At 68.2% G+C, this 11,425-nt stretch carries 10 protein-coding genes; 3 read left to right on the plus strand and 7 right to left on the minus strand.

All coding sequences use genetic code 11. The annotated features are described in order from the left end of the window. Positions 1-45 precede the first annotated feature (45 nt). Genes F9K07_RS12720 through F9K07_RS12740 form a run of 5 tightly spaced genes read right to left on the minus strand, consistent with a single transcriptional unit; the run spans position 46 to position 6,232 of the window. A complete protein-coding gene (locus F9K07_RS12720) occupies positions 46-435 on the minus strand; it encodes a RidA family protein (RefSeq protein WP_159593603.1) in 390 nt (129 codons plus the stop codon). A gap of 1 nt (position 436) precedes the next feature. Further along, positions 437-1,417, minus strand: a complete 981-nt coding sequence (locus tag F9K07_RS12725; protein WP_159593605.1) for a tripartite tricarboxylate transporter substrate binding protein — start codon at positions 1,415-1,417, stop codon at positions 437-439. A gap of 13 nt (positions 1,418-1,430) precedes the next feature. After that, entirely contained in the window at positions 1,431-3,032 is a 1,602-nt protein-coding gene (locus F9K07_RS12730; protein ID WP_159593607.1) for a hydantoinase B/oxoprolinase family protein, read from the minus strand. Then, positions 3,029-4,984 (minus strand): hydantoinase/oxoprolinase family protein, encoded by a 1,956-nt coding sequence (locus F9K07_RS12735; RefSeq protein WP_159593609.1) that lies wholly within the window; start codon positions 4,982-4,984, stop codon positions 3,029-3,031. The genes F9K07_RS12730 and F9K07_RS12735 overlap by 4 nt, the downstream gene beginning before the upstream one ends. A gap of 9 nt (positions 4,985-4,993) precedes the next feature. After that, positions 4,994-6,232: an NAD(P)/FAD-dependent oxidoreductase gene (locus F9K07_RS12740; protein WP_159593611.1), complete on the minus strand. Its 1,239-nt coding sequence runs from the start codon at positions 6,230-6,232 to the stop codon at positions 4,994-4,996. 154 nt (positions 6,233-6,386) lie between these two features. Here F9K07_RS12740 and F9K07_RS12745 point away from each other — a divergent pair, with 154 nt between their 5' ends. Further along, on the plus strand, positions 6,387-7,289 hold the full coding sequence (locus tag F9K07_RS12745; protein ID WP_159593613.1) for a LysR family transcriptional regulator: 903 nt from the start codon (positions 6,387-6,389) through the stop codon (positions 7,287-7,289). Positions 7,290-7,310: 21 nt separating this feature from the next. Here the strand turns inward: F9K07_RS12745 and F9K07_RS12750 are convergent, their stop codons facing one another. Beyond that, a complete protein-coding gene (locus tag F9K07_RS12750) occupies positions 7,311-8,570 on the minus strand; it encodes a DEAD/DEAH box helicase (RefSeq protein WP_159593615.1) in 1,260 nt (419 codons plus the stop codon). Positions 8,571-8,612: 42 nt separating this feature from the next. On the opposite strand from F9K07_RS12750, the gene F9K07_RS12755 reads away from it, so the two are divergent. Beyond that, positions 8,613-8,978 (plus strand): translation initiation factor Sui1, encoded by a 366-nt coding sequence (locus F9K07_RS12755; RefSeq protein ID WP_159593617.1) that lies wholly within the window; start codon positions 8,613-8,615, stop codon positions 8,976-8,978. A gap of 227 nt (positions 8,979-9,205) precedes the next feature. After that, complete coding sequence (locus tag F9K07_RS12760; protein ID WP_159593619.1) at positions 9,206-10,435, plus strand: iron-containing alcohol dehydrogenase; 1,230 nt, start codon at positions 9,206-9,208, stop codon at positions 10,433-10,435. Positions 10,436-10,453: 18 nt separating this feature from the next. Here F9K07_RS12760 and gcvA read toward each other — a convergent pair whose 3' ends face one another. Next, the gene (gene gcvA / locus F9K07_RS12765) at positions 10,454-11,350 is read right to left on the minus strand and encodes a transcriptional regulator GcvA (RefSeq protein ID WP_159593621.1); all 897 of its coding nucleotides are present in this window, start codon (positions 11,348-11,350) and stop codon (positions 10,454-10,456) included. Between the last annotated feature and the right edge of the window lie 75 nt (positions 11,351-11,425).

Here is an 11,425-nt window from a genome sequence, read left to right on the forward strand (position 1 = left end):
CGGCCCAACGGCAGAAAACGGGAGCGGGAGCGGACTCCCCCTCCGTCAAGGTCTTACCGCGATGGCCTCGATTTCGACCAGCACCGGCGCGATCAATCCCGAGATCACGGTGGAGCGCGCGGGGGCGGTCGCGGCCGGGAAGCGCTCGGCATACGCGGCATTGAAGCCAGGGTAGTCGGCCGCGTTCACCAGCCACACCGTGGTCTTGACCACATCGGCCAGCGTGCAGCCGGCTTGCCGCAGGATGCCTTCGATAAGGTCCAGCGTGTAGTGCGTCTGGCTGGCAATGTCTTCACCCGCGGCCTTGCCTTCGCGCATGGGCACCTGGCCGGCGACGAAGACGAAGCGGTCGTCGGCGATGACGGCGGGTGAGATCGGTTGCACCACGCCGGCGCGTTGCACCGGCGGGCCCACATGTCGGATGGCAGGGTTCATGTCAATCCGGTTTCGCACCCGAGGCTTTCACGATGGCCGCCCATTTTTTCGTTTCCGATTCGATGAAGGCCTTGTACTCGGTCGCGCTGCTGCCACCGAGCTTGAAGCCGCGCGAGACGAAGTACTCCTGGATGTCGGGGCTGGCCAGCGCAGCGTTGACGTCCTTGTTGATCTTCTCCACCACGGCGGCGGGCGTGCCGGGCGGCGCGAACAGGCCTTGCCAGGACAACGCCTCGAAACCCGGGTAGCCGCTTTCGGCGACCGTGGGCACGTTGGGGAACAGCGGGTGGCGCTCCTTCGAGGTCACTGCCAGCGGGATCAGCTTGTTGGACTGCACTTGCGGCATCACCACCAGCACGTCGCCGAACATCATGTCGATCTGGCCGCCCATGAGATCGCTCAGCGCCCCCGCGCTACCGCGGTAGGGGATGTGCAGGAACGACGCCTTGGTGGCGATCTTGAACATCTCGCCTGTGAGGTGCATCGAGGTGCCGCTGCCGGGCGAACCGTAGGTGATCGATGCCGGCTTGGCGCGCGCGGCGGCGATCAGCTCCTGCAGGTTCTTCGCCGGCAGGTTCGGGTTCTTCACGATCAGCAGGGGCGCGCTCACCACGGCCGTGACCGGTGTGAAGCCCTTGACCATGTCGTACGGCAGGTTCGGGTACAGCGCGCCTGCGATGCCGTTGCTGCCGGTCACGCCGAGCAGCAAGGTGTGGCCATCGGGTTCGGACTTGGACACATAGTCCGCGCCCACCGTGCCACCGGCACCTGCGCGGTTCTCCACCAGCACGGTCTGCTTCCAGGTGGTGGTGAGTTTTTCGCCGAGCTTGCGCGCGAGCAGGTCGGTGCTGCCGCCTGGCGGGAAAGGCACGACGATGCGCACGATCTTGCTGGGGAAGGTCTGCGCCGAAGCGAGCGACGGGGCGAGCGCGGCCACGGCGAGCGTGGCGGTGAGCGCGGCGGTGAAGGCAATGCGGTTCATGGCGAAATCACTTTCATGTAGATGGGTTCAACGGTGCCGCCAGCGTGTGGTCTGGTGCACCCCAAGCGCCTCCTCCGGCCGTTTCGATGACGAGCCTGTCTCCCGCCGACCACTCGGCGCGTGCCCGGGCAGGCAACACATCGATGCGTCCATCGGCTCTTTCGATGCGGGCGGCCGACGGCGAACCATCGCCGCCGCCCTGGCTGCCGCGCGCGCGGCTGACATGGCGCTCGCCCCGGTAGGAGATGCTGCCATGGCCTTCAAGCAATTGGTATACCCGCCGCACGCCTTGCCCACCCGCGAAGCGGCCCGCGCCGCCCGAGCCTTCGCGGATGGCGTACGTGTTCACGCGCACCGGGGCTTCCGACTCGATCACCTCCACCGGCGTGTTGCGCGCATTGCCCACGTCGGTGGAAATGCCGCTGGTGCCGTCGGCGTCGGCACTCGCGCCCGCGCCGCTGGCGATGATTTCGGTGAACAGCCAGCGCTGGCCGTCGGCACGCGCGCCACCGAGCGAGAGCACCGTGGCCACGCCGGCGTTGGACGCGAGCGGGTCGCGCGAAGCGCCCAGCGACCAGGCGCTGAGCATGGCGTTGCACGCCAGCTTGACCGTGGCGGTGCGCGCGTTCAGCGCCGCGGGCAGGCGCGGGTTCACGACGCTGCCTTCAGGCAACACCCAGGTGGCGGGCGCGAGGCAGCCCGCGTTGTTGGGGGCCTGCGGCGCGAGCGAGCGCATGAAGAACAGCAGCGCCGACATCATGGCCGACGGCGATGCGTTCACCGGCCCGCGCGTCTGTGGTGAGGAGCCGCTGAAGTCGATGGCGATCGCGTCACCCTTCTTTCGCAGCTCCACCGCGATGCGCACGGGGCTGTCGTCGACACCGTCGCCGTCGAGCTGGTCTTCCCATCGCCATGTGCCATCGGCCACCTGGCGCAGCGCCTCGCGCGTCAAACGTTCGGACTGCGCGATCAGCGCATCGCACACCGCATTGAAGGGCCCGGCGGTGCGTTGCCGAAGAGCCGCGAGTTCGCTGGCGCCCTGGCTCACGGCGGACCATTGCGCGTTCAGGTCGCCGAGCAGGTTGCCAGGCGTGCGGCTGTTGGCGGTGAGCAGGGTTTCGACGTTGCGATCGATCTGCCCGCCCTGGCGCCAGCGCACCGGCGGAATGCGCAGGCCTTCCTGGTAGATGTCGGTGGCATTGGGCGGAATCGAACCGGGAGCCATGCCGCCCACGTCCTGGTGGTGCAGGATCGCGGCGGCCAGCGCGATGGTGGCGCCTTCGACCACGATCGGGCGCACCACGATCAGGTCGGGCAGGTGCGTGCCGCCGGACCAGGGATCGTTCATCAGGTAGGCATCGCCATCGGCCATCTGCTCGGCGGGAAAGCGCTGCAGCACACCCGCGATCGCGGGGATCAGCGAGCCCAGCAGCAGCGGTAGCGAGCGCGCCTGCGCGAGCAGGCGGCCGTCGGGCAGAAACACGGCGGCCGCGCAATCGCCGCCTTCGCGCGCGATCGACGAATAGGCCGCGCGCATCATGCGGCTCTGCATGCGGTCGACGATGCCCTGCAGCGCCAGGCGCACGGGCTCCATGAGGATCAGGTGCTCGTTCATGCCGTGGCTCCAGGGGTGCACTGGCTGAGCCACAGCGAACCATCGGCCTCGAGCCTCCATTGCCAGCCTGCCGGCACCCACACCGTGGTGGTGGCGGCGAACAGGGCTTGCGGTCCCAGGCCTTCGGGCGCGCAGCCGGCCCACAGCGCAGGGTCGGGCCGCAGGTGATGCGCCTGCACGCCGGGCGTGGGCACGTCCTGCTCGAACACGCCGCGCAGCAGACCCACGACCGCTTCGGCACCCGCGGGCATCTGGCCGCGCAAGGCTTCGTAGCGCGCGGCAAAGCGCGCTTGCAGGGTGGGCAGGTCATCGTCGGGCGACCAAGCCACTTCTACCGGGCTGCCTTGTCCCTTGAGCACGATCTCCAGGCTCCAGCGAATGGCGGCGCAAGCCGTTGCAGGTTGTAGCGCGTCGCGCAGGGCAACGAGTGTTGAGAGGCTCTCGCTGTCGAGCGCGAGCGCACAGGCTTTCTCCACTGTCTGCGTTGGCGGTGAGGCGAGCAAGCCGAGCGCGGCCACCACGCCCGCGTGCGCGATCACGCGCACCTGCGAGACACCGGCGAGCTCGGCCACCTCGGCCACGTGCTGCGCGCCCCCACCGCCGGCGGCGACGAGCACGCAGTCGGCGGGGTGGATGTTGCGCTGGAACGCGCGCATCTTCACGCTCTCGGCCATCGCCGTGGCGGCGGTGGCCACGATGGCCCGTGCCGCGTCATGGGCGGGAATGCCCAGGGGCTGAGCGATGTCGCGTTCGATCGCGGCTTGGGCCAGGGCCACGTCCAGCACCACGCCGCCCGAGAGCTGGCGCGGCAGGCGGTCGAGCAGCAGCAGCGCGTCGGTGAGCGTGGCGTGCGTGCCGCCCAGGCCATACGCCGCGGGTCCGGGCGAAGCGCCTTGCGAGCGTGGCCCCAGGCGCAAGCCGCCGCCCGCGTTCACGCTGGCCAGGCTTCCGCCGCCGAGGGAGAGCGACTCCACGTCGGCACAGCGCAGCCGCAGCGCGAGCTCGCCGCAGAGCAGGGTGTCGGTGAAGAGCGGGCGGCCCGCTTCGAGAATGCCGATGTCGGTGCTGGTGCCGCCCACATCGATGGACATGACCACCTGCGCGGTGTCGCCATCGGGCAGGCTCGCGGCCACGCCTTGCAACGCGGCGCAGGGGCCGGACATCGCCAGGCCGATCGGGCGTTGTGCCGCGTCCTGCCACGGCGCGATGCCGCCTTCGGATCGCATCAAGGCGGGCGCGGGCAGGCCGCGGGTGGCGAGCGCATCGCCCAGTTGCCGCAGGTACTGCTGCACCAGCGGCTTGCTGTAGGCGTCGAAGGCGGTGGCCAGAAAACGTTCGAATTCGCGCGGCTTGGGGTCGACCTCGGCCGAGAGCGAGACCATCAGTTGCGGCTCGGCTTGCAACAGCCACTCGCGCACCTGCTGCTCGTGCGCCGGGCGCAGGTGCGAGAACAGCAGGCAGACCGCGACCGCGCGCACGCCCTCGGCGGCGATGCGGTGGGCCAGGGCGGTGATCTGCTCGCGTTGCAGCGGCTCGATCTCCGTGCCTTGCGCGTCCACGCGAGCGGCGATCTCGAACCGCAGTGCGGCGGGAAACAGGCGCCGCTCGGGCGTGGGCGGCCGCACGGCGGGTGTGTACAGGTCGCGCCGGTCCTGCCGCGCGAGCGCGAGCACATCGCGCATGCCGGCGTTCGTGATCACCGCGATGGGGCCGTCGTTCTGCTCCAGCAACAGGTTGGTGACGACGGTGGAGCCATGCACGATGCGCGCGACCTGGGCGGGTTCGATGCCGCTCTCGTCCAGCATGCGTTGCACCGCCTGCAGGATCGGTTGCACCAGGTGCCCGTCTTCGCGGGGGTGTTTGAGGCTGCGCAGCTCGCCATGCGAAGAGCAGGCCACCACATCGATGAAGGTGCCTCCCATGTCGATGCCGATGGACCACTGGAGTGTCATGCCCGATCCTCAGCGAAAGCGCTGCGCGCTGAAGGGCGAGAGGTCTACCTGCGTCGCTCGGCCCGCCACCAGGTGGGCTACCTCGCGGCCGGTGGCCGCGCCCATGCACATGCCCATGTGGCCATGGCCGAAGGCCAGCCAGGCGTTCTCGGCGTCGCGGCTGCGGTCGATCACGGGCAGGCTGTCGGGCATGCAGGGCCGATGGCCCATCCACTGCGTCACCTCGGAGGTGTCCAGGTGCGGGAACAGCAACTGGCCCTGGCGCAGCAAGGCCTGTGCGCGCTCGTAGTTCGGCGCGGGCTTGAGGCCCGCGAACTCCACCGTGCCCGCCAGCCGCAGGCCCATGGCCATCGGGTTGACCATGATGTTGTTCTCCGACGCCATCACCGTGTGGCGCAGCTTCAGGTTGGAACTGCGCACGGTGACGTGGTAGCCGCGCTGCGTCTCCAGTGGCACGCGGTTGCCCAGCTGTTTCGCCAGCGTCCCGGACCAGGCGCCTGCCGCCACCACCACACCGTCGACAGCCAGGGCTTCCCCGCTGTCCATGCGCAGGCCGGTGACGCGCCTGCCTTGGCGTTCGAAGCCGGTGACCGAACGGTGGTCGTGGCGCGCGCCGTCGCGCACGCTTTGCGCCACGAGCGCCTTGACCAGTTGCGAGGGGTCCAGCGTGGAGCCGTTGTCGGGCGCGAGGATGCCGAAGCGGAAGCGTCCTTTCAAGTCCGGTTCGAGTTCTTCCAATTCGTCGCGCTCGACGTTGACCAGGTTCACGCCAAGCGACTTGCGCAGCGCCATGCCCCACTTCCACTGGTCCGCCGCTTCGCGCGAGGAATACACGTAGAGGCAGCCGGTGCGGCGCACCAGCGCGTTCGCGTCGGCGTGGTCGAGCAAGGGGCCATAACAATCGAAGATCGGGCGCAGCAAGGTCTGCAGCGCGGTGGCGATGCGCGTGACCTCCTGCGGTGTGGAGTGCTGCAGCATGCGGATCAGCCAGGGCGCCACGCGCGGCAGGTAACTGGTGCGGATGGTCAACGGGCCCAGCGGGTCGAGCAGCCAGCTGGGCACCTTCTTCCACATGTTGGGCATGCCCACGGGCAGGCAGGCGCTGGGAGAGAGCGAGCCGGCGTTGCCGAAGGAGCAGGCCTCGCCCGGTTCCAGGGGATCGACAAAGGTGATCTGGTGGCCGTCGCGCTGCAGCCAGGCGGCAGTGCAGGCGCCGACGATGCCTGTGCCTACGACGGCGATGTGCATGGGTTGCGAACGCTTTCTACAAGGGGAATCGGATGTCTCGCGGGCATTCTATGAACGCTCCTCATCATCAACCAAGCGAATTCTTTTGATACATTGATCAAGAAACCTGATGCGGGTGCACGCACCCCGCCAGGGCACCTTTTTGGACCGGACCATGAATATCAGCCTGCGACAGATGCGCGCCTTCGCCGCCGTGACCCAAAGCGGCAGCTTCACCGGCGCGGCCCGCCAGCTCAACCTCACACAGTCCGCCGTGAGCATGCTGGTGCAGCAGCTCGAACAGGCGCTGCACCTGCAGCTGTTCGACCGCAGTCGCACGGCCATCACCCTCACCGAAGCCGGCAAGAACCTGCTGCCGCTGGCGCAGCGCATCCTGGAGGACGTGCGCCAGGTGGTGGAGGGCGCCTCCGAGATCCGCGCACTGCGCCGGGGCTTCCTGCGCGTGGCGACCTCGCAGATGATGGCTTGCACCTGGGTGGCCTCGGTGCTCACCGAGTTCGGCCAGCAGCACCCGGGCATCGGCCTGCGCCTGACCGATGCGGTGGCCGACGATGTGGTCGACACCGTGCGCCACGGCGCGGTGGAGCTGGGCATCGGCCCCGAGCGCGCGACCGGCGACGACGTCACGCGCAGCTTTCTCATGAACGTGCCGATCCGTCTCGTGTGCCCAAAAGGCCACCCGGCGTATGGACGCGCCAGCGTGGCGTGGAAGGACCTGCGCGACGAACGCTGGATCAGCTACTCGCACGAATTCGGCCGCCACGTGGAGCGCGCGCTGCACACCCACGGGCACGACTTCTCGCTGAACACCGCCAGCGACGTGGGCTACCTCACCACCGCCATGGCGCTGGCCGGCCACGGCATGGGCGTGTTGCTGGCACCGGAATACGCGCGCTCCTTCGCCGACAACTTCGGCGTGCGCTTCGTGCCGCTGCGCGCGCCGGCCATCCAGCGCGAGTACTTCGTGTACCAGCGCAAGGGGCAGTCGCTCTCACCCTCGGCGCAGACTTTTCTGAAGATGCTGCGGCAACGGGGTGGGGGCGCGAAGCGCGGGTAAGCCCGCGCGGGAGGACGGCGATCAGTCCGGTTTGCCGGCCGCCGCCGCCGCGACAGCCGCAGCGCGCAGCTTGTCCTTCTTGCTCGGCCGCTTGCCCTTGATGCCGCCATCGTTCTGCGTCGGCAGCGCAGGCGCAGCCTCTTCGGTGGGCTCGAAGCCGGGCAGCACTTCCAGCGGCAGCGACAGGCCCTGGCGTTTCTCGATCACCCGCCAATGCGCCTCGGTGGCCGGTGTCACGAAGCTCACGGCCAGGCCACTCTCGCCCGCGCGCCCGGTGCGGCCAATGCGGTGCGTGTAATCCACCGGCGAACGCGGCAGGTCGTAGTTCACCACCACGGGCAACTGGTCGATGTGGAGGCCGCGCGCGGCCAGGTCGGTGGTGACCACCACGTCCCAGCGTTTTTCCTTGAACTCATCGAGCGTCTGCTGGCGCGCGCCCTGGCTGAGCCCGCCGTGGAACGAGGTGGCGAACAGATCGCCCTGGTGCAGCTTGGCCGCCACGCGCTCGGCCGCGTATTGCGTGGCCACGAAGACCAGCACGCGCTGCCCATCGTGGGTCTTGATGAGCCGGCGCAGCAACTCGGTGCGGCGCTTGCTGTCGACCAGGTAGGCCTGCTGCAGGATCACCGCTTCTTCCACCGGTGCGCTCGCAACGTCGATGCGCAAAGGCTCGCGCAACAGGCCGTTGGCCAGGGCCTGCACCGCGTTCGGAAAAGTGGCCGAGAAGAACAGGTTCTGGCGGCGCGCGGGCAAGAGGGCCAGCACGCGCGCGAGTTCATCGGCGAAGCCCAGGTCGAGCAGGCGGTCGGCCTCGTCGAGCACCAGATGCTCGACGGCGGAAAGGCGCAGGGCGTTGTGCGCCACCAGGTCGAGCAAGCGCCCCGGCGTGGCCACCACCACGTCGGCGCCGCCGCGCAAGGCCATCATCTGCGGGTTGATCGACACGCCGCCGAAGACCACCGCGATCTTGGGTTTGCGCGGCAGGTGTTGCGCCAACGAGCGCACCACCTCGCCGGCCTGTGCCGCGAGTTCGCGCGTGGGCACGACCACCAGGGTGCGTACGCGCCGTGGCGTGAGCGGCTCCGCTTGTGCCAGACGCTGCAGCAGCGGCAGGGCATAGGCGGCGGTCTTGCCGGAGCCGGTTTGCGCGGTCGCGAGCACATCGTGGCCGGCGAGCACGGCCGGAATGGCTTCGGACTGGATGGGGGTGGGCGCGGTGAAGCCGAGTTCGGCGGCGGCCTGGGCGAGTGCGGGCGCGAGGCCCAGAGAGGTGAATGGCATGGAGCAGGGCAGTGTACCGGCCCGCGGCTACGATGTGGCCCCATGAAAAACAAGCTTTCGCTCGGCGGCCTGGTCTATTCCACCGAGACCGGCCGCATGTGCCCGGACTGCCGCCAGCCGGTGGCGCAATGCGTGTGCAAACAACTGGCCAGGGCCGCGCCGGCGGGCGACGGCACGGTGCGCGTCTCGCGCGAGACCAAGGGACGGGGCGGCAAGGCAGTCACGCTGGTCAAGGGCGTTCCCCTGGACGCCGATGCATTGGCCGCGCTGGGCAAACAGCTCAAGGCCACCTGCGGGACGGGCGGCACCGTGAAGGACGGCGTGATCGAGATCCAGGGCGATCACGTGGAGAAAGTGATGGCGGCGCTGAAGGCCAAAGGCCATAGCGTCAAGCGGGCGGGTGGGTGAGGCGCCATCGAACGCAGCCGTCTCACGCAACCGCGATGGACGCCGTGTAGGTAACGCTCGCGCAAACGGCTTGGGCGTCTGCCTCGGCCCGCCTGCGCATTTATTTTTTCTAAAGCCTTTCGAAAGAATTCGAGCATTGTTGAGCAACGCGGTGGCACCTACGATGAGCTCGAACGTGCCCGCGCGCTGCGGGCAGATCCCGCAGGCCTATGGAATCAAGTCCACGCATGAATGACGCCAACCCTTCGCCCCACGATTTCGCCGCCCGCACGCAGGCGCTCAACATCTATTCCGGGCAAGACGCCCTGGCCAACCTGCCGCGCGAATTGCGCCGACACGGTGTGCGGCGGGCCCTGGTGCTCTGCGGCAAAAGCGTCAACGAGAAGACCGATCTGATCCGACGCATCGAAACCTTGGCCGAATCCGGTGTCATCGGTGTGTTCGCGGGCATCACGGAGGGTGCCCCGGCCGAATGCATCGAGGACGCTGCTCGTGTGGCGCTTGAGCTGCGCGCAGACGGTCTGATTGCCGTGGGCGCTGGCAGTGTGATCAAGGGTGCGCGCGTCGTCGCCATGCTGATGGGAGAAGGTCGTCCGTTGCAGGAGATGGCGACGCGCCATGTCGAGGGCCTCCCGCCTGTGAGCCAGCGTCTCCTGGCGCCCAAGCTGCCGATCTTCAATGTGCTGACGTCGCCCACGTCGGCCCAGCACCGCGCAGGCTCGGCGGTGCGCTACCACGGCAGTGCACACCACCTGGAGTTCTTTGATCCGAAGACGCGACCCAAGGCCGTGTTCTGGGACGCACAGGCATTGGCCACGGCACCACTGTCGCTCCAGCGCTCCACCAGTTTCGAAATCTACTGGTGGTCGCTCATGTGCATGGGCGCTGTAGACACTTGCAATCCACTGGTGCAGGCGAGCCGGCGCCAGGCGTGGCGGCTTGCGCGCGCTGCCTACCCACGCCTGGGCTCGACGGCCGCCAGTAGTGCGCAGATCGACCTGTGCGCCGCCGCCTTGCTGCAGAACCGGGACGAAGAAGACGGTGGCCGTCCCTGGTCTTGCCATTTGCTCGCGCGTGCGGCGTATGCCGTGGCGGTCGGTGTGTTCAATCATTACCGGGGTATCACGCAGTCGCATGGCTATGCCGGCATGGCGCCCGCCGTGATCCGCCACCTGGGTCCTCAAGTGCCCGATGTGCTGGTCGCTCTCGGAGAGGCGCTGGGCCTGGCCAACCTGGACCGCGATGCCGGGCTCGCGGAGCGTGTGGCCTCGGCGGTGGAGAAGGAATTCGAGGCCTTGGGCTGGCAGGGCAAGCTCGCGGGACGCGGCATACCGGGCGCGGACGCGCCGCTGCTGGTGGGCTTTGCGCTGCGCAACTACAACGCCAATCACGACCGCTTGCTCGATGCGCACGTCGATGGCCTGCAACGTGCTATCGAAGCCAGCCTTCGAGTTTGAAGCGCGGGGTCCCGGCGCTCACGGCTGTTCGGCCGCCACTTCCTCGAGCAGCCAGGCGCGAAACAGTTCGAAGGCAGGGCCTGTGGGCTGGTTGGTGGGCCAGCCGAAGAAGTAACCTTTGGAGCTCGATGCCGTCAGCGCGAACGGCGCGACCAGCGAGCCATCGGCCAGGTTGGCCGTGGCGTAGACGCGCTGGACCATGGCCACGCCCATGCCGTCCAGCGCCGCGCGGATTGACAGCGACGAGTTGCCGAAAGACAGGTTGTGTGCTGGCTTCGCATCGGGCAAGCCGGCGAGCGACAGCCATTGATGCCAATCGTCCGCGCGAGACACGGAATGCAGCAGCGTGAACTGCAAGAGGTCTGCCGGGCTTTCGAGCGGCGCCCGGTTTTCGAGCAGCTTCGGGCTGCACACGGGCATGAAGACGTCGTCGAACAGCCGGATGCCCGAGATGCCGGGGGGCAAATGCGTGCCCACGTAAGAGGCCATGTCTACTTCGTCCGAGTCGAACTGCACCGGTCGGAAGCTCGTCATCATCTGAATGTCCAGCTCGGGATGTGCGCCGTGAAAGCGCGCGAGTCGGGGCATGAGCCATTTTTCCGCGAGCGTGGGCAGCAGCGTAAGCCGCAGTGTGCGAAGTTTGGGCTGGCGCGTGATCGCATCGCAAGCCAGGCTGATCATGTCCAGCGCCTGCGTCACTTGCGGTTGCAGCACTTGTCCGGCATCGGTCAGTTCGATGGTGCGCCCTTTGCGCTGGATCAAGGCCACGCCCAGCACATCTTCGAGCAACTTGACCTGCTGGCTCACGGCTCCGGGCGTGACGCACAACTCGCTGGCCGCCTTGGTCACGCTCAGGTGCCGCGCAGCCGCTTCGAAGGCGCGCAGACCGGCCAGGGGGAGATGGGAACGGTTCATCGTGTCTGGATTTCCACGTTTTAGTCCGGCTCAATCGAGGCAGGGTGCAAAAAAGCAAGGGTTATTGCTGATGAG

The organism is Hydrogenophaga sp. BPS33 (genome assembly GCF_009859475.1).
GTDB lineage: Bacteria > Pseudomonadota > Gammaproteobacteria > Burkholderiales > Burkholderiaceae_C > Hydrogenophaga.

Coding starts and splice junctions, on each gene's coding strand:
- F9K07_RS12725 (WP_159593605.1), bottom strand. CDS start 1,417: ATGAACCGCATTGCCTTCACCGCCGCGCTCACCGCCACGCTCGCCGTG.
- F9K07_RS12750 (WP_159593615.1), bottom strand. CDS start 8,570: ATGCCATTCACCTCTCTGGGCCTCGCGCCCGCACTCGCCCAGGCCGCC.
- F9K07_RS12720 (WP_159593603.1), bottom strand. CDS start 435: ATGAACCCTGCCATCCGACATGTGGGCCCGCCGGTGCAACGCGCCGGC.
- F9K07_RS12735 (WP_159593609.1), bottom strand. CDS start 4,984: ATGACACTCCAGTGGTCCATCGGCATCGACATGGGAGGCACCTTCATC.
- F9K07_RS12745 (WP_159593613.1), top strand. CDS start 6,387: ATGAATATCAGCCTGCGACAGATGCGCGCCTTCGCCGCCGTGACCCAA.
- gcvA (WP_159593621.1), bottom strand. CDS start 11,350: ATGAACCGTTCCCATCTCCCCCTGGCCGGTCTGCGCGCCTTCGAAGCG.
- F9K07_RS12760 (WP_159593619.1), top strand. CDS start 9,206: ATGAATGACGCCAACCCTTCGCCCCACGATTTCGCCGCCCGCACGCAG.
- F9K07_RS12755 (WP_159593617.1), top strand. CDS start 8,613: ATGAAAAACAAGCTTTCGCTCGGCGGCCTGGTCTATTCCACCGAGACC.
- F9K07_RS12730 (WP_159593607.1), bottom strand. CDS start 3,032: ATGAACGAGCACCTGATCCTCATGGAGCCCGTGCGCCTGGCGCTGCAG.
- F9K07_RS12740 (WP_159593611.1), bottom strand. CDS start 6,232: ATGCACATCGCCGTCGTAGGCACAGGCATCGTCGGCGCCTGCACTGCC.